Origin of the sequence: Methanobrevibacter sp. V74 (genome assembly GCF_963082495.1) — an archaeon.
In the GTDB taxonomy this organism is placed as follows: domain Archaea; phylum Methanobacteriota; class Methanobacteria; order Methanobacteriales; family Methanobacteriaceae; genus Methanocatella.
Genome location: NZ_CAUJAN010000001.1, coordinates 532,229 through 551,700, shown reverse-complemented (window position 1 = coordinate 551,700; position 19,472 = coordinate 532,229). Strand labels below are relative to the sequence as shown.

Annotated in this window: 9 protein-coding genes and 1 pseudogene; 4 read left to right on the top strand and 6 right to left on the bottom strand. The window is 28.1% G+C overall.

Annotation, left to right across the window (positions count from 1 at the left end; genetic code table 11):
* Window positions 1-641: 641 nt before the first annotated feature.
* Window positions 642-1,577 carry a 3-hydroxyacyl-CoA dehydrogenase gene (locus tag Q9969_RS02595; protein ID WP_305514570.1) on the bottom strand — a complete coding sequence of 312 codons (936 nt, stop codon included), beginning with the start codon at window positions 1,575-1,577 and terminating at the stop codon, window positions 642-644.
* Window positions 1,578-2,090: 513 nt separating this feature from the next.
* Between Q9969_RS02595 and Q9969_RS02590 the strand changes: the two genes are divergently transcribed.
* From Q9969_RS02590 to Q9969_RS02575, 4 genes are all read left to right on the top strand, one after another.
* Window positions 2,091-2,306, top strand: coding sequence for an AAA family ATPase (locus Q9969_RS02590; RefSeq protein ID WP_305554111.1), 216 nt, complete (start codon window positions 2,091-2,093; stop codon window positions 2,304-2,306).
* Window position 2,307: 1 nt separating this feature from the next.
* On the top strand, window positions 2,308-3,276 hold the full coding sequence (locus Q9969_RS02585; RefSeq protein WP_305554108.1) for an ATP-binding protein: 969 nt from the start codon (window positions 2,308-2,310) through the stop codon (window positions 3,274-3,276).
* Window positions 3,277-3,943: 667 nt separating this feature from the next.
* Window positions 3,944-6,610: a hypothetical protein gene (locus Q9969_RS02580; protein WP_305554105.1), complete on the top strand. Its 2,667-nt coding sequence runs from the start codon at window positions 3,944-3,946 to the stop codon at window positions 6,608-6,610.
* 64 nt (window positions 6,611-6,674) lie between these two features.
* Window positions 6,675-12,341 (top strand): Ig-like domain repeat protein, encoded by a 5,667-nt coding sequence (locus Q9969_RS02575; protein WP_305554102.1) that lies wholly within the window; start codon window positions 6,675-6,677, stop codon window positions 12,339-12,341.
* A 208-nt stretch (window positions 12,342-12,549) separates the two neighbouring features.
* On the opposite strand, the gene Q9969_RS02570 is transcribed toward Q9969_RS02575, so the two are convergent.
* From Q9969_RS02570 to Q9969_RS02550, 5 genes and pseudogenes are all read right to left on the bottom strand, one after another.
* Window positions 12,550-13,893 carry an FAD-dependent oxidoreductase gene (locus tag Q9969_RS02570; RefSeq protein ID WP_305554099.1) on the bottom strand — a complete coding sequence of 448 codons (1,344 nt, stop codon included), beginning with the start codon at window positions 13,891-13,893 and terminating at the stop codon, window positions 12,550-12,552.
* Window positions 13,894-14,461: 568 nt separating this feature from the next.
* Window positions 14,462-15,281: pseudogene (locus Q9969_RS02565) on the bottom strand (nicotianamine synthase family protein).
* A 91-nt stretch (window positions 15,282-15,372) separates the two neighbouring features.
* Window positions 15,373-16,074 carry a hypothetical protein gene (locus Q9969_RS02560; RefSeq protein ID WP_305554096.1) on the bottom strand — a complete coding sequence of 234 codons (702 nt, stop codon included), beginning with the start codon at window positions 16,072-16,074 and terminating at the stop codon, window positions 15,373-15,375.
* A gap of 482 nt (window positions 16,075-16,556) precedes the next feature.
* Complete coding sequence (locus tag Q9969_RS02555; protein ID WP_305554093.1) at window positions 16,557-17,549, bottom strand: class I SAM-dependent methyltransferase; 993 nt, start codon at window positions 17,547-17,549, stop codon at window positions 16,557-16,559.
* A 504-nt stretch (window positions 17,550-18,053) separates the two neighbouring features.
* Entirely contained in the window at window positions 18,054-19,328 is a 1,275-nt protein-coding gene (locus tag Q9969_RS02550) for a solute carrier family 23 protein (protein WP_305554090.1), read from the bottom strand.
* Window positions 19,329-19,472 lie beyond the last annotated feature (144 nt).

The following is a 19,472-nucleotide window of genomic DNA, read 5'->3' as shown; positions in this document are numbered from 1 at the left end:
AAGGAATAGCCACACTAAAAATCAAAAACCTAAAAAAAGGCAAATACAACATATACACACAATACACCAAATCAAAAATAAAAAACACAATAACAATAAAAATATAAGGAATCTAAATTCCTTATTTTAACTTTTTTTTAAAACTTAAATAAATTGTTTCCACATGTTAAAATCTTGCATAATTATTCTTATAATCAATATTAAAGTATTTTAATATTTCAACTGAAAAACATCCAGTATTAATTGAATTGGCCCCAGCAAGTACTGGTAGTGATAGTGGGAAATATTTCCAAATAAAAGTTACTAAAGATTCCAAACCAATGGTTGGAGTTAAACTTTAAAATTAAAGTATACGCTGGAAATAAATATAAAACAATCTCCCTCATCACAATTTAACTCATTTTAGCATATAAAAAAAATTAAAAAGAATTTATTGATGTTTCAAGAGCAACTAGTGTTGGTGAAGATAAATATGAATTTCAATTAAGTTCAGTTGGAATTGATGAAGGTGAAAACTTAAAAGATAAAGTTAGAATGACTATTAACTGTAGGAATTTCTTAAATAAATTATCTAAAACACCAACAGGTTTGAATTTAATATGTTCTATTGAAATAATTAAAATAAGAAGAATGAAAAAGGATTAATATTCATAAAATCCTTTTCCAGTATTTATACCAGTTGCACCGGCATCTATTTTTTCTTTAAGCATTTTAGCAATTTTTCCAGGTGTAGTTTCAGGATCTTTTGATTCGGGATTCATAATGACAATATTATATGCTGTTTCAAGTCCCACAATATCTAAAATATGGAATGGTCCGGCAGGAGCACCTGTTGCTAAAATCCAAGTTTTATCAATTGTTTCATGGTCTGCTACATCATTTGCAAGTAATGCTTGACCTGCATTTAAGAATGGAACTAAAAGTGAGTTTAAGATATAACCAGGTTGTTCTTTTTTAAGTTTTAAAGGAACCATGTTAATGTCTTCAGCAAATTTAACAACCTCATCATAGTATTTTTGTTCAGTTCCAGGATGCCCCATTACTTCAGCAGTATTATTAGCCCAAATTGTATTTGCAAAGTGTAATGAAAGGTACTTTTCAGGCCTTCCAGTATATTCGGCAAACATTGATGGAAGCAACGTTGAAGAATTTGTTACAATTATTGTTTTATCTTCAAGGTATTTTGCTAATTCTTGGTAAAATGCGATTTTTTGCTCTGGATTTTCAGAAATAGCCTCAATAATTAAATCCGCATCTTTTGCTGCTTCTTCATAACTTGTTGTTAATTTCAAGTTATCATATGCATTTTGTACTTGTTCTTTTAAAGCATCTAATTCTTCAGAACTCAAATCTGCTTTTTTAGATAATCCTCTACAGTATGCGCCTGCATCTGTTTTCATTTTTTCAAGAGTGTCAACATAGATGTTTTTAAACCTTTCAAGTTTTGGTTGAGCTCTTTTAATAGATCCTTCACTTCTAAGCCAAATTGTAACATCAAATCCACAGTAAACTGTTTGGAGTGCAATTTGACTTCCAAGCACTCCTCCACCTGCGACAACGATTTTTTTCATACTCATTTGAAAAACCTCCATTACTTAACTTATATACTGATTTATGTATTTTTTAATATATAAACTGCCAAGTTTATCAAGTGTAAAAGCATTCCTTGAAACTTAAGATGTATTGTTTGATGATAATTAGATTAATAATCAAAACTTCTTAATTGTTAATGCAGTTGTTCAGGATGATATGGGGTTTGATATGTATTCAACAATTTTAATACTTGCTTATTAGTTTGAATTTGACTTTAACTTTGGAAGATAAAAAAATTAGATGAACCAGATGATGATTAAATAAAATTATACATTTTTTCATGAATTTCATTGATGTTTTAACCAGTTAAGATCTGTTTCATTATATTTTTTGTAAATTGATATTTTGTTAGTTAAGTCATACTTAACTAGTTAATTTTTGTTTCATTATATTTTTTGTAAATTGATATTTTGTTAGTTAAGCTATAATTAACTAGTTAATTATTTATATAATTAAATAATATATTAATTAATATTAAATGCTGGGGAAGGATTCAAATGAAATACATGCCTATAGTTATGCCCGAAAATATTGATAAGTATTTTTATAACAGAAATCATGAATTAAAAATTTTAAATGCAAATTTAGCAATGTTGGAAGATGGAATTCCAAATCAATTCTTAATCACTGGAAATAGAGGAATAGGAAAAACATCACTATTAAAAAAACTATTAAAAAATCAGCCTGACATGTTTTTAACAACATATATTTGATTTGTCAGATATTTACGGACGACAAAAAGGAAAACTATCTGAAGAAGAAGTTATAAAAGAATTTTTATGTTTAATAGAGGAAAGCATAGATAAAAACACCAATACATTTAAAAATGCTAGAGAAAAATTATTCAATACTTTTAATCAATTAAAACTAAAGAATTATAACTTTAATAATTCCAACTTGCGGGATTTGCCTATTCCCATTATTGAAGATAATTATAATAAGTTAAGCAAATATGTTATGGAATTGCCTCAAAAAATTGTCGATTCTATAGAGGAAATTAAGGGTTTTATAATAGTTGTAGATGAATTTCAATTATTAAAAACCCTCGAAAATCCTGAAGCGTTTTTTTGGTTAATTCGTAGTTATGCCCAAAAGCAATACAATGTCAGTTATATATTCACAGGAAGTGTATCGAACACATCTGAAATTATAGGGATGATTAATGGACAAACCGGTGCTTTTGGTGGACGAATGTTTCAATTGAATATAAATGAATTTAGTAAAGAACAGACAAAAAACTATATTGACGAAAAATCAAACAACATTAAATTTAGTGAAGAAGGATTTGAACGATTCTATAAGTGCACTAGAGGAATTCCATCATATATTAATAGTTTTTGCAATATATTGCCAAATAACATGGTATGTACAAATGAAATCATTAAAGAATCATTTAAATTAAATATAGATAACATTGCACTATTGTGGCTAAGTGTTTGGGGAACTTTAACCGACATGGAAAAAGAATTAATTATACTTTTTGTAGAAAAAGGTGAAATGGATTGGACTACAATACTTAATAATGTAACTTATTCAAAGGTAACATTAACAAAGTATCTTGATATTCTCAGTAATAAGGGAATAATAGAATACTCCGCTGATGGAAAGTATTATTTATCAGATATCATGTTGAAAAGATGGTTAGAAATAAAACATGAAACAAGAGGCAGATATCCACAATAAATGTATCCCTTATTGCACAATAGAAAATTCACATCAATGGAATCGTTTTTGCTTACAGTATTTTTCTCTGTATACTTCTTTATCAGTATAGGTATCTAGAACCACTTATTTTCATTGCATTATTCATCTATTTCTTAAAATCCTATTTATTTCATTAAATCAATATTTTCTCACGATTAAATAAATGAAATTCAATTGCAGTTTCCAAATTCCATTTTCCTAGGAAAACAATATTAATTAAATATGTATTATTAAAATTTGCTAATTAAAAATCTTAAATCAAGAACTATTGAAAATCACCTTAAACACCAAAACCATAATTCAAAACAACTTATGTTGCTAATATTGATTAAAAAATTTCATCGGGAAAAATCTTAAATTTCCAGAAATGAAATTAATTTAGAAACATTTATATATTCAAATTTGTAAAAATTTTATTAAATAAAGTTCATTTATATTAAATTAAAGTAAATTTTAATAAAATATAAGTAATTTTATTTAAATTTGTATTTAATAATTATATGTTGTTAAAGTTTGAAAAATATAGCTTCATTATATTATTGAGTATGAATTGTCCATATTGGTTTGTTCTTCTTTCTTTGGAATGGATTAATAGTTTTTTTTAAATATCAATATTGATATTTAAATAAATCAAATGGTGAAAATAATGATTGAAAAAACAAAAGTAATAATGTTTTTAACAATATTTGCTCTTTTGCTTTGTTGTATTAGTGCAGCTAGTGCAATGGATGTAGATGTTGATGTGTCTGATGATGATGGAGACATGGATGATGTTTCCAATTCAGAAAATAATTTAACATGCGAAAAGTACACAGAACCTATTTTAAATCAAAGTACAAATGCTGCTGATAATTTATTAGAAAATTCTCAAAATGATGATGTAGAAAGTGAAGAATCCTCTAATCGTAATGTTTCAGATGAAGAGTATATTATATATGTTGGTAAAAACACCACCTCAGATGGAGGTAATGGATCATATGAAAACCCATTTGCAACACTGAAATTAGCTTGTGCAAATGTTAGTGATGGAAAAAATAAAGTAACTTTAAATATTTTTGAAGGAAGCTATGTACTGGATTCTCATTTAAAGTTTAATACGAGTAATTTAAAAATTCAGGGAATGGGAAATGTAGTTATTAAGAGTTTGAATATAACTGATGCTGATTTAAATTGGGCTACAATTTTTAGCAATCCCCTAATTACGGGAATTAGTTTAACAGGACCGTTAGTAAATTTTACCTATTCAAATCTTATATTTGATGGAAGTGGATGGGGATTGGATGATAACAGTCCAGGATTGCACGTTTTTTTTCCATTTTATCAATATAAAAGTAGGGTTAATATAGGAGTATTTAATAATTGTACTTTCAATATGTATAAAGCAAGCCCTATTTTTGATAACAGTGAAAATATAAAACTAATCAAATGTAAAGTAAATAACGGTTACATAACTTCGGTTCTTAATGGTATGCAATTTGAATATTGCACTTTATTGGGGGGTTTAACTAGTGGCGTGATAGTTACTACTAAAAATAATTCATTTGATAGTATTTGGTTTGGACAAAATGAAATACCTTCTTACATGTTCCCAGCACATGGTTATGCAGTAAATTCTGGAGGTTCTTGGGTAGATGGATATGTAGTTCCACTTACTAGATATGCAATATTTTCAGTTTCTGAAAATTACATTGACGATAATACTTATGAAATTATTGGAAAACTAATGTGGAACGATAGCACAACCGATGGAATTGAAAACTTAGGAGATATGATTGTTCAATTATCTTCAATGACTGGAAATATTTCTGAAACTGCTATTTTAAAAAATGGCACATTTAGAGTTATTTACAATACAAATTCCACTGAACATAAAATAACTGCAAAATTAAATAAGGCAATAATCAATTTAGAATTTAACAATACTAATATGCTGTTAAATCCTTTGAGTGTTTATTATGGTGAGGAACAAAAGATTACAGGTAATTTCTCCCAAGTACTGAATGGTACTGTTAGTATTGTCGTTTATAATGATAAATATAACAAAACCTACAATTTAACTGTTAATAATTCCAGTTCATTTGCTTATATTATCCCAGATATTTTAAAAGAAGGAATCTATACTGTTAATGTTACCTTAAATGGTATGGGAGTTCATGGGTTTAATACTACTACTTTAACCGTTTCTAAAATTAGTGATTATGTTTTCAACACCATTATTCCTAGCAGTGTTGTTGTTGGTGAAAATGCAGTTATATCTATTGAACTTCCAGAAGATGTGGTGGGTACAGTTACAATTAAATTTGGTAATGAAACAAGGGTTTTAGATGCAAATCAAACCATAGTTGTTAGTTTTAGTAATTTAAATGCTACTAATTATCCAGTTAATATTTCATACAGCGGATCTGATAAATACACTTCAAATGAAAAAATTGATAATGTTAATGTTGAGAAAAGCACTTCATCAATAAGTGCTGAGGATATGGAATTTATTTACGGTCAAAACATTGTAATTCCAGTTAATACAGTTAATGCCACTGGTGTTAGTGTTAGAGTCTTAAAAGATGGTGTTGAAGTTTTAAAAACAATTGGAAATCCTTCTGAAGTTGTAATTAACACTTTAGATTCTGGCAAATATATTGTTGAATTAACCACTCTTGTTAATGGTAATTACATACAAACAAGCGAAAACATTAATTTAACTATTAAAAAGGCAGATGCTTTAGTGGATGTTGGATCTGAATTTGTTGGTCTTGCTAATGATTACTATGCCGGTGAACGTGGAGCAATCTTTTATGCAATATTAAAAGATGTTAATGGCAATCCAATAGCAAATAAAATCGTCCAAATTGTTATAAACAATGTAATATACAACATAAAAACTGATAACAACGGTAAAGCAAGCATACAAATCAACTTAGCAAATGCTAACAAATACATATGCATAATATCCTTCTCAGGAGACAACAACTACAATGCTGCACCTGTGAAATTTTCCAAAATAACACTAAACAAAAAAACAACCACAATCAAAGCAACCAACAAAATATTTAAAGTTAAAACAAAAACTAAAAAAATAACAGTCACTTTAAACACGGTTAAAAATCCAATTGATGGTAAAACTTACCTCAAAGCGGGCAAAAAAATAACACTAACCATCAAAGGTAAAACCTACAAAGCAGAAATAAACAAAAGAGGGACAGCAACATTTAAAATCCAACTGAACAAAAAAGGACAATATACAGCAAAAATTAAATTCAAAGGAGACAAAACATACAAAGAAAGCAACAAAACAATCAAAATAAATGTTAAATAAAAAGAAGAGTAGAAAATACTCTTCCAATATTTTTTTTATAAAAAATGTTGAGGATGTGATTTTTTTGAATAAAAAACTTTTTTTCATCTTAATTTTCTTTGCGCTGATTTTAGTTTTAAGTAATGTTTCTGCAAATGAAATTGAAGATACTAATATTACATCAACAGATTTTGACTCTCCAATAGAAACAGTTAATGATACTGTTGATTTAGACAAAAATAATTTAAATGATAATAATGTACTCAAAGCCTCTCCCAATGAACAAACTAGAGGCACTAATGATATTATTGTAGTTAATAATTGGGATGAATTACAATATTATTGTTCTTTAAATGATAAAAACTATGTTTTAAAACTAAAAGAAAATACAAATTTTTACCCAACTGATCCAAGTAATCCCAATTATCAAATAAAAATTAAAAATAATGTGAAAATTATTGGAAGTGAGGGTTCATACTTTGGAGATTCTTCATCTAATCCAACTCAAATTGAATATGTTGCAATTATTGTAGAAAATGATGTTCGTAAAAGTTTAACATTAGATAATATAACATTTAAATGGATATATTCATATTTCCAACCTGATGCTATTTTTATTCAAATGGGAGGTAAATTAACAAATGTTATTAAAAATTGTTATTTTCATGATATAAATGCAAACTGGGGTCATGCCACTATTGTTCATCTCAAAAAAGGACAGGCAATTATAGATAATTGTAGTTTTGTAAATTGTACTAGTGGTTATGGAGTTATTGGTATTTATGATCCAAATAGTGTGAAATCTACAAATATGACTGTCCGTAATTGTTATTTTGAAAATAATTATGCAAGAACCGAACCAGGTTGTATTAATAATTGTGGTAAGTTGACTGTTTATAATACTACATTTTTTAAAAATAGGTCTTATTGGTGGGCTGGAGCAATACATACTCATGGTGGTGGAAACACAACAATTTATAATTCCAATTTCACAGATAACGTAGCTGGTTGGAATGGTGGTGCATTATACACATATGGTTACTTACAAATTTATAATTCTACTTTTGTAGGTAATAATTGTACTACAAATTCAGGTGGTGGTGCAATAGGTGCATGTAAATATATTAGTGAACCACACATTTATATTGAAAATTCATTATTTAAGAAAAATGCCAACAATTGTTGGTCAACAGACCCATTATCTAATGATTTGGGATTTGGTGGAGCTATTGCTTTAATGGATGCTGGTTCACTCACTGTATTAAATACTACATTTATTGCTAATTCTGCTGCTTATGGTACTGCAATATCTGCTTTTGATGTGGAGTTATATGGATCTCCAGACATTATTATTGTAAACAATTCTTTTATTAACCACACTAAACATGGTGATGTGTTAAATGTTAGAGTAAAAAACACCATATTAAATATTTCTAACAATTATTATTATGGTAATTCCATTGTATTTTCTACTTTGAATCTTACTAAGTTAAGCGAAGGTAAAGAACAAGCCACTTTACAAATTAATATAAGTTTAGCCACTCCTAACCGTTATGATAAGGATATTCTGAATAAGACATTATTTGATGTTTATATGAATAATAAATATGTTAAAACGGTAAATTCAACTATTTTCACGGTTGATTTTGGTGATTATGATATCTGTAACGTTTATGTGATTCCTACAATATCCAACAGATTATCTAATAATGTTACTATTGTCAGCACCCGTGATTATATTTTTGTCTCTAAAACCTTAGGTAACGACAATAATAATGGATTGTCAAGAGATACACCAGTAAGTACAATTAAAAAAGCATTAGAACTTGCAAGTAATTGTCAAAATATTATTCTTCTAGATGGTAATTACAGTGAAGATAACATAAATATTGATTATGAAGTAACAATTAAAGGTGAAGGTAATGCAACATTAACTAATTCTACTTCATTTATTGTTAATACAAATAAATTCACCTTAAAAAACATGAATATTAATAATTTAAATGTTAACACTTTTATTAATCAGGCAAATGGTAATTTAGTTGTTAATAACTGTATTTTTAAAGATAATCATGCAGACAAAATCGTTAATGGAAAACACAGCGATATTTCAAAATCAATTTTCATAAATAATGATGGAGTTCTCATTTACAATAATGGATTTGCATCTATTAAGAATTCTATTCTACTAAATAATTCTAAAATCATTGAAGGAAATACAAATAATATTAGCTTAGATTATAATTGGTGGGGTAATGCTTTACCTGATTTAAACATCAATAATCATATAACTTTAAATGCAACAGCAAGTGCTTATGCCTTGGAAAATAATCATGCATCAACAATTTACTTTGCTTTTTATTTAAATAATTCTACAAAATATAATAATTTACCAGAGATTATTTTAAATATTCTTACTTTAAATGGCACATCTGATAAAAACACAACATATGTTAATTCTAATGTAATTTACACATTAACTGCTTTTGGTGATGGTGTTTTAATTGCTGAATATAATGGTTTTAAAACTAATGTATCATTTGAATTTTTAAAATCAAATCCAAACATATCTTTAACTACCAATGATATTATGTACGGTGATGATCTATCAGTTCAAGTTCATCTTCCAAAAGATGTTACTGGCAATATTACTGTTACCGTCGGAGACATTTCTCAAAACAAAGTTATCAATTCAAGCATTGTCTTATTTACATTTAGTAACTTAAAAGCCAATACTTATAATGTGGTAGTTAGTTATTCTGGTGATAAAAAGTATGTGTCAGAAGAAGTTAGCTCTTCTGTTAAAGTAAAAAGATATGAGTCAACAACTACACTAAATATTAGTGCTATTGAAGTAGGGGAAGATATTAATTTAACAATTACAACTACAAATAGTGCAACTGGCAATATTACTCTTTCAATCAATGGGAATGAGCAAATATTAATATTGAATAATTCCTTTGCAAATTATACTATGGTAAAAGTTCCAAGAGGTGATTATTTAATCAAAGCTGTTTATAACGGTGATGATAAATATTTCCCAAGCCAAGTTTCTAGATTAATCGAAGTTGACAATTTAAATGCAACAATGAACATTAATGCAGAAAACATTACATATGGAGATGTTGCCATTATCAACATAGTTTTAAATAATGATGCAACAGGTAATGTAACTGTCAGTATTGATGGAGTATCTAACACTTCAAGCGTTGTTGGAGGTATTGCTCAGGTTTTAATTTACGGTTTAGAAGCAGGAGTTAACAAAAACATTGATGTTTTCTACACTGGGGACAACACCTACTTTAACTTAACTAAAAGTAATACTTTTACAATTAATAAAGCAGATTTAACATTTAATATTACATCTATTAATGTCAAAATTGGTCAGAACGCAGAAATTATTATTAAAGTTCCTCCAAAGATCAAAGGTAATTTTACAATTGATGGAAAAGTAATTAATATTCCATATTCTGGTGAAATTACATATATAATTCCAGATTTAGCAATTGGAGATTATGAATATGTTGCCATTTATAATGGTAATAATTATAATACAGTTTCCAAATCTACTTCATTTAGTGTTTTAGAATATCCAACACCTCAATGGGCGGGTGAAGGTGGAAACCCTCAAAACAATGGTCAATCCTCACATGAATCTACAACTAATGGTGAGGTAGCATTTGTTATTCCAATTAATGATACAATTATTGGAGATCTTGCAATTGACAGTGAAGGTAATCTCTATGTAGTAACGGCATCTAAAATTTACTCATTTAACAGAACTACAGAATTATGGTGTTATTCAAATAATTATGTAATAGGTAATTTTTCAGGTGTTGCTATTGGACGTGATGTGATTATCACACCAAAATCTGGTGATACATTATACTTTATAAACCAAAGCAGTGGTGAAAAATACGGAAACTCCAATATTTATCAGGGATCCAGTTTATTTGCTCCAATCATTGATTCAAACGCGAATTTATATATTGTAAGTGAATATCAAACTGGTTCTAATGATTATAAACTAGTAATTGTTCCATATAAAATGTGGGAAAATGGTGGAGAACCAACTTTAATCAGCATAGGAAATTCAAAACCATTAGCTAGCCCTACTGTCAGTAATGAGATTATTGTTGTTTTAGCGGAAAATAGATTTACAATCATCAATGCAAAAACTCTTAAAATAAATGCCATTAAATCTGGTAATTTTATGAATGTTCGCCCAGTAATCAGCAATGACAATATTGTTTATTGTGTTTTGGGAGACAGTATCGTTGCATTTAAAAGTTCCGGTGCTCAACTCTGGAAAACAAAGGTCACAAATGGTGTTGGAAATCATTTAGTATTGGATAATGAACATGGGTTGTATCATGTTAATTCTAAAGGGACATTATATAATTATAACCTGACTACTGGTAAAGAAAGTAAAATTTCTGATTTGAAAATTACATCAGGTATTTTAATTGGTAGTGATGGAACATTATACTTTGCTTCAAATAAAGTATTTTATGCCATGAATTCTAATGGAAATATTTTATATAAATCCTATTTAGGATATAATTTAACCGGCAATCCAATAATGGATAAAAATGGTTTAATATACATAACCTCCAGTGACAATAAAGCTATTGCATTAACCTATGCTAATTTAAAAGATTCTAAATTAAATGTTTCAGTTAATATTGCCCAAGGCAATAATGCAATACTCAGCATTACTTTAGATAATCAAACTACCGGTAATGTTTTATTTACATTAAATGGGGTTAACTACAACGAAGTTATAATTGATGGCAAAATTACTAAAGTAATATCTAATTTAAGACCGGGGATTTATAAGTTAAATGTAACTTATAGCGGTGATATGAGATTTAATCAAAAAACTGTTCCTGTTAGATTTGTTGTTAGATCTGCAGTTGATATTGGTGATTTAATTAAATTTGATGGTAATTCAACATTTAGTTTAGACTTAGCAAATGCTAGTGGAAATTTAAGTGTAACAATTAACAATCATACTTATAATTCCAAATTAATAAATGGTCATGCAAGTATTGTTGTTAAAAATTTAGTTCCAAATAGTTATCAGGTTTTTGTATCTTATTCTGGCGATGAGATATATAATAGTTCCAGTAAGATGATTACTGTTATTGTTCCAAAAATAATTTTATCTGCTAATGATTTAACTATCTTTTATAGCAGTGATGCAGAGTTTAAAGTTAGATTAACTCAAGGTTCAATGCCTCTGATTGGAAAAAAAATTATCATATATATTAACAAAAAACCTTATAATGCTGTAACTGATCGTAATGGATATGCTTCTATTAAATTATCTTTAGTTCCCAAAGTATATGCTGTTGTAGTAAGTTATGGAAGTATTAGAATAGCTAAAAAAATAACTGTTAAAAGTGTTATATATGCTAAGAACTTAAATGTGAAAAAGTCTGCAAAATCAATTAAAATTAGAATTTCATTGAAAAAAGTAAATAATAAATATTTGAAATATAAAAAAGTTACTTTAAAATTCAATAAGAAAACATTTAAGGTTAAAACTGAGACACAAGGAGGCGGAACGACGGCAGGGGTTGTTTTTTTTTTTAAAAAGACAGGAGGACAGCAAAGATCTACACCAAAGCCTTCGTCGGCAGCTTCAGATGTATATAAGAGACAAAAATTAAAAAATAGTGAAAATTTTAATTCCCCCATTTTTTTTTTTTTTTCAGCATTGATAAGATACCCCCACCGCCTCTATTGAACTAACATCCACTAAAATAATATTGTCAACAGGATTAATAGTGAGAATACGAAATCATTATTAGCAACATACACTAAAATTTATTAATCATCTACTTCTATAGGCTTTGAACCTAACTTTAAATTAAGATTTATTCAAAAATATTTATTTTTATCAACAAAAACTACATTTATTTTCTTAAAGATTAATCTACTCATTACATCTCACATCATATTGAAAATAGATCATTTAGGCTCTCTGAGATTGTTGGATGTGTGAATATGAAATCTCCGATTACCTCAGCTTTTAACTGATAATCCATTGCCAGTTTAATCAGATTGATTATTTCTGGAGAATCTACACAAAAGAGCTCTACACCTAAAATTGTTCCATCTTGTGAAATTATTGCCTTAAGCATTCCTTCTGTCTTTCGAAGAACTTTTGCTTTTGGAATTGAGTTTACTGGAAGATTACCTACACTATATTCAATTTGTGCATTTTTTGCTTCTTTTTCACTCATCCCTACACGTGAAAACGGAGGGTCAATAAATACAGAATAAGAAAATGCACCTCTATTTTCCGTCGTGCGTTTACCATTCCCCTCCATGTCATCCAAAACGATCCGACTATCGTCCAGTGAAATATATGTAAATTGAAGGTTTCCACAGACATCTCCTGTAGCCCAGATATTTTTTACATTAGTTCTTAAATGTTCATCTGTCTCAACAGCACCCTTATCAGTAAGAGCAATTCCTGCATTTTCACAGCCCAGTCCATCGGTATTTGGTCTGCGTCCAGTTGCTAGTAGGATTGCATCGCCTTTCAAAACATGAGATTCTCCATTGGCTTCATAATAAAGTGTTCCGTCCTGAATTTCTGTTGTCTTTGCTCCTGTGATAATTTGTATTCCATTTTCTTCTAGTACTTCACGAATGGATGCAGAAATATCTTCATCTTCTTTCGGAAGAAATATGTTTCCACGTTGGATGATTGTTACTTTGCTTCCAAAATTAACATACATGGAAGCAAACTCGAGTCCAATATATCCCCCACCAACAATTGTAAGTGAATGTGGTAACTCTTCCAAATTCATGATTGTTTCAGCAACATATACATTTTTGCTTTCGGTTACTCCGTCTATTTTAGGAATAACCGGAACAGATCCTGTATTTATGACAAATTGTTCTCCTTCAATATTTATTATGTCATCATTAGTTTGAACACTAATTTGATTTTCATTTTTAAAAGATGCCATTCCGTCTACAATATCTACGCCAGCCTGAACTAATTTTTCATAATTAGCTTTACGAAGTGCTGCCGTCAACTTTTTTTTCTCTTCAATTGCATTTCTGTAATATTCCGCTTTCACAGAGAACTCCCCTTTTGGGGAATTTGAAGCATCAGTTATTAGTCGTTTTGAAGGAATACAACCTACATTGATACAAGTTCCACCATACATATTTGCGTCTTTTTCAATTAATGCAACATTTTTACCATCTTTTTTAAGTTTCGCTGCAAGTGTCTTTCCAGCTTTCCCAAATCCAATGATAATTACATCATATTTTGTTTTCATAATTTATCTCCTTTATATATAAATGTTTTATTATAATATAATACTTATTATACTTAATATTTATTAAACTATTTAATCATCAATATAAATGAAATTGTATTCAATTTCACAATTAAATCTTATGTATCTAGAAAACGACCATAAAAATAGTATTTTGTACAAAATCCACAGATATTTCAACAAAATAAAAAAAACAAGAAAAATTAATCCTTCTGAAAACAGGTTTAATTAATATGGAGGATTAGGATTAGGTTCTTGATTTTTGGAATGTTTTAAAAGCAAAATAATAATGGAAAACACACCATTGGTTTAGGTGACCATGCATGTAACATATGAAAATACATGAAAAATAAATGCAACACTTATTTAAATTAAGATCAACACAAGTAAAAACAATACATTTACGTAAAAACCATTAATAATTAACTGACTTTTCCATCAAAATATCATTAAAAGAATACCAATTTATGGAAAATATATTTTCGAAGTGTACTATTTTAAGTGTAAGCACTTCGAACATTAAATAAACCATCACAAATTTTAAAAAATCAGTCATTGGACAGAACTACTAAAGAATTTTTCTAATTAAAACAGAAGTGTTATTTGTATTGCCTGTTGGAAGTATCATTACTTCTTTATGGAATCCTCTTGTATCCTTATCTAAAACCGGAGAATATAAAATCGCTCTCATTCCAGTATAAGTTCTATAAATAACAGGAGTTCCTTCATCGACATATTGCCAGATATTTGAAAATACTCTTTCTTTTGGTTCAGCTAAAGCGGCAACCATTAAAATATCATATTCTAATGATTTGATGACAGTTTCATCCCCAACTACAATTTCAATTTCATTTTCAAGTCCTAATTTCTTTAAAACTTTTCTTGAAAGTTCGGCAACATTTTCTTGCTGTTCAATTCCGATACATTTGCATCCAAATAATTTATTAAACATGATTAAAGTTATTGGAAGAGGACCAGACCCTAAAAATACAAATGTTTTATTTTCATTAAATTTAGCTAATTGACTTTCATTATTTAATAGTCCAACATAACGATCATAGAATTGAAATGAATCTAAAGTCTCATCAACATTTTCAGATTTTAAAATTTCCAATGCATTTTCTGTTTCAAGTCTTGCACCAATATAAACATAAAATTTTCTAATTAATTTTAAAGCTTTATTCATCTTTTCATCATCAAGAATGTGCTTTGCAGAATCAAAATCTATTGTTCTGTCATGAGCAATGATTTCAACATCATCTAAAATTTCAATAATATCATTAATATCCACATTGTCTAATGCAGAATCACCATATTTATCTAAATCACCATGATGATAATTTATCAGCAATTTCTTCAAGTTTGCCCCAATATTTATAACAACTCATCATATCACCAAAATATAAACTTTATTGTAATATTTGATAACTTGAGTTTATAATCTTAACTCTCATCACAACAATATATTTAAATAATCTTTTAAACTCCTATCAATATTAATAAAAAAATCACCCCATCAGTTAAAAGATGACTTAAATATGAAACTAATATGTTTTTAGTTTTAATATAACCGTATAACTCAAATATAGAACCCAGCCCCTGAATTAATAATATAGAAATCAATGATGTTGTAGCAGGATCATAATGTAGCAATCCAAAAAATATTAAAACAATAATCATAGATATGATTACGGATAATTTACGATTATGACTATATTTGAAGATAAATCTCATAAAAAACATGAATGGGATAAATTTAACTAATTCTTCAGCCATCATTGAGAAGATTAATGAACTAAATGTTTCTAAGTTTACAACAGCAGAATCCCCACCAACAACTGAGGGGGTATGGATTAAAACTTCTAAAATTTCTCCAACAACTGTTGCATAAATTAAATAACCAATAAAAAGGAGAAAAGCAAGTTTAATTTCACTTTTTGTTGGCTTATAAAACATTAAAGAAAAATCCCATTTGGAATAATACATTAAAGGTATTAATAAAACTAAACAAAATGCTAAACTTCCAATAATTTCCGATTTTTCGCTGAGCAGAGTATAAACTAAAAATGAAACAGGAACCATTAATAATAATACAAACCAAGCTGTTTTTGAAAGTTCTGGATTATGCTTATAGTAAGGAAAATCTCTTTTATTATTTTCAAATTTAAAATATTCACTCATTATATTCACATCAATTTATTGTTAATATTATTTTATATTGAAGTTGTATTTTAATATGAGGTAAAATAAACAAGATTGATGAAAAAGAAAAGTTCATATTTACGAAAATGCAAGAATTAAAAAAAACTATTTTATACAAAAATCAACAAATGAATTCATTGAACAATTTAAACAATATTTAAATAAATGATTATATAAATAAAACAAACTAAAAATTCGGATACTCCTCTAAATTTTAACATGGTTTCTGCAAGGTTTAATTTTATAATTCCTACTTGTTTATATAGAACCAGCAACGAAATAATTGAAATTGAAAAACCCAAAAATACCTATTAACTTGCTACTGAATAATGAGTTAGCAAGAAGTACAAATAATTTCAAAAACTCGTGAAACTAACCAACTAAGTTGAAAATCCTTAAACAATGAAATTAGTATTTACAATTGAAGGGGGGATTTCAATTTAGTCTAATGATATTTTGCATTATTTTTTAAATATATTTATTCTCATAGGTCCTGAAGACAAAAATCTTTCTTCAACTTTAATCTCTTCAAACCCAACATCTAATGCAATATTCCTGACGTGATCCTTTATCAAATAATAATTCATTCCATTAAGGACATATGGAAGCCAGGATACAATTATTTCTTTAGGTTTTGAAAAATCACTTTCTACTTCATCTGAAATTGCAATAAATACTCCACCATCATTTAAGCTATCATGAATTTTTTTGATAATTGATTCCATGTCGCTTTTAGCAAGGCTTAATGTATTAATTGCAAATATTAAATCATAATTAGAACCTATATCATCTGTTTTATAGTCTCCAAGTTTTATTTCAGCTCTGTCTTCAAGATTATTTTCAGATATGCATTCCTCTATTAAACTAGCCATCGGCGGCATGTCAAATAATGTAGCTGTAATGTCTTCTCTTGATGCTACAACTGCCAAACCTAAAAGTCCAGCTCCACATCCTAAATCAAGTATATTTTTTATTTTTGGATATTCCTCAAGATTTTTTACAATGTCTATTATTTCAACTTGACGAATTCCTGTTTCTGAATCCTTTAACTCATTATAAAATTCCTCAAATGAAACGTCATCTCCAGACTGAAAATTTTCATCGGGGCCATTTTTAACTAGATTTTGAATATCTACATTAGAAAAATCATTTAATTTGGAAAAAATTTTTATTAAGTTGCCCATATAATATGGACTGTCTTCAATAAGATATTTTGATGTAGCGTTAGTATTTTTATATTTGTCATCATTTTTAGTTATAAAATCCATACTGTATAATGCATTTAGGAAATATTTTGTATTGTCCTCATGCAGATCCATCATTTTAGCTATTTGGCTACTAGTTTTGAAATCTTTTAAATTTGAAAATAAATTCAAATCTAATGCGGCTATTAAAACATGAGAATACATATTCAAATAGGAATATTTGACCAGTTTTTTAATATTTTCATCCATTAAAATCACCATCGATATTTAGGTATACCTAAATTTAATTTCATCATATAAAAATATTTGCTATATTCTATAAAATTCTTCATTTGGATTCTTAAAATAACAATCAGCACAGATTATCTAATTGCATAATCTAAAAGATGTCCAAATCCGATACAGGTATTGTTTAATTGTATCCTCATTGAATAGACTAAATTAAAAATCATGGTAAAATAAAGAGATGCACAACATGAATATCGATATAAAAGGGAATAAATGATGCCCACAGTATTTAGGGCATGAAAATCTAACTAGCATACTTATGGGAGCTAGTGAAGATGAAGAAGCATTAATATTTAATAACTCCTGTACACGATTTGTTTTTGGATTAATGACGGAAAATATAAAAATTGAATTTTAATATTAGTTTTGAAGTGGGATTAAAGTAATTTTTCCAAAACCATGACTACCAAATCCATTTCATTGTTTTTATAGCTTCCAAAATCAGTGATAATGATGCTAAATCAATTAATTATTGTTCTGATTTTTAAATACAAAATGTTCCAATAACAAAACAAAAATCACGCCCATAACAAATGCATTACATAATAATGGACGTACTAACAATGGCAATTGACTTGTTAATGTGTCAGGTAAGAAAGTAATGATGGTAGCTAAAATTATAGGCAAGCCAACAATTATTCCATCGTCCATGTCAATGAAAGAATTATTTTCTTTAGCTAAAAGAATAGCCGCTCCAATTTGTGCAGTCATAATATATATCAAGACCACTGAAATAATTGGTGAAGGTATTAAACTTATTGCAGCCACTAAAAATGGTGAAAAAGCAATTAAGATCAGTGCAGTTCCAGTTATATAAAGAGGATATCTTGATGAGCAGCTGGTTGCAGCTATTACTCCAGGAGTCATTGAATAATTCACCGGACCAATAACTCCTATAATTCCTGAAAAAACATTCATTATACCTGTAACTCCCAGCCCATTTTTTATTCTTTTCTCCATTTCAGAAAGATTAACAATAGAACCTATACTTTGTATTGAACCAATATCATTTATAGTTAAAGCTAAAAAGCAGATAATAAAAGCTAAAATTATTCCAATATCTGGAACCGCTAAGTTAGGATGTATATTTGGAACAGCTATTAGCGAAAGATTTAGATTTCCAAAATTTGTTGGATTGAAAATCAAGTAATAAACTGCACTTCCGAATAACATTATCCATAATGGGAGTGTTGAGTTCCACAAACCTTTTAAATGTCTGCTTACAATTAAAACTATAACTAAACTTGCTAGAACAAAAACATAATTTAATGATGAGGACACACCATTATCAACTAAAATCAGATTTAAAATAGTTGGAGTTAACGTAAAAGCTATTAAAAGCAGTATAACAATTATGACTCTAGATGTAAAAAGCTTTTGAATATGTTTAATTGCTCCAGTAAAAGCTAGGATAGATAAAAGGACACCACCTATTACAAATGAAAAATTTATTGACCCCATTCCTTGATCCATTGTTGCAAGAACCGCTATCAATAATACAGTTGCAGGACCTAAAATAGTTGGAAGTTTATGCCCAAAACTTATTTGTAGTAACAGTGCAAGACCGATCATTAAAAATAAGCTTTGAATATAAAATACTGTATTTGTACCTGGAATTATATTACCTACCACATTTCCAATTATCAATATTATAGGCATTGTAACTGCAAGCCACTGAATACCATAAAGAAACATTTCCATCTTTGGAAGTTTGTCTTCAATATTGTATTTTAAATTCATAATATTGTATATAAATTTATAGATTTTTAAAACTTTCTAAATAACCCCATTTATGAATCCGCCAAAATTAATTATTTTTGAATTTCAGTACCCCATTTTTTAATTGAGTTTTGAAAGAAATTCAACGAAAGCCGTTGCTCAATT

What these genes read in the sequence shown, in the direction of transcription:
- Q9969_RS02595 (WP_305514570.1), bottom strand. Translation starts at nt 1,577, where the DNA reads ATGAGTATGAAAAAAATCGTTGTCGCAGGTGGAGGAGTGCTTGGAAGT.
- Q9969_RS02590 (WP_305554111.1), top strand. Translation starts at nt 2,091, where the DNA reads ATGAAATACATGCCTATAGTTATGCCCGAAAATATTGATAAGTATTTT.
- Q9969_RS02580 (WP_305554105.1), top strand. Translation starts at nt 3,944, where the DNA reads ATGATTGAAAAAACAAAAGTAATAATGTTTTTAACAATATTTGCTCTT.
- Q9969_RS02570 (WP_305554099.1), bottom strand. Translation starts at nt 13,893, where the DNA reads ATGAAAACAAAATATGATGTAATTATCATTGGATTTGGGAAAGCTGGA.
- Q9969_RS02560 (WP_305554096.1), bottom strand. Translation starts at nt 16,074, where the DNA reads ATGAGTGAATATTTTAAATTTGAAAATAATAAAAGAGATTTTCCTTAC.
- Q9969_RS02555 (WP_305554093.1), bottom strand. Translation starts at nt 17,549, where the DNA reads ATGGATGAAAATATTAAAAAACTGGTCAAATATTCCTATTTGAATATG.
- Q9969_RS02550 (WP_305554090.1), bottom strand. Translation starts at nt 19,328, where the DNA reads ATGAATTTAAAATACAATATTGAAGACAAACTTCCAAAGATGGAAATG.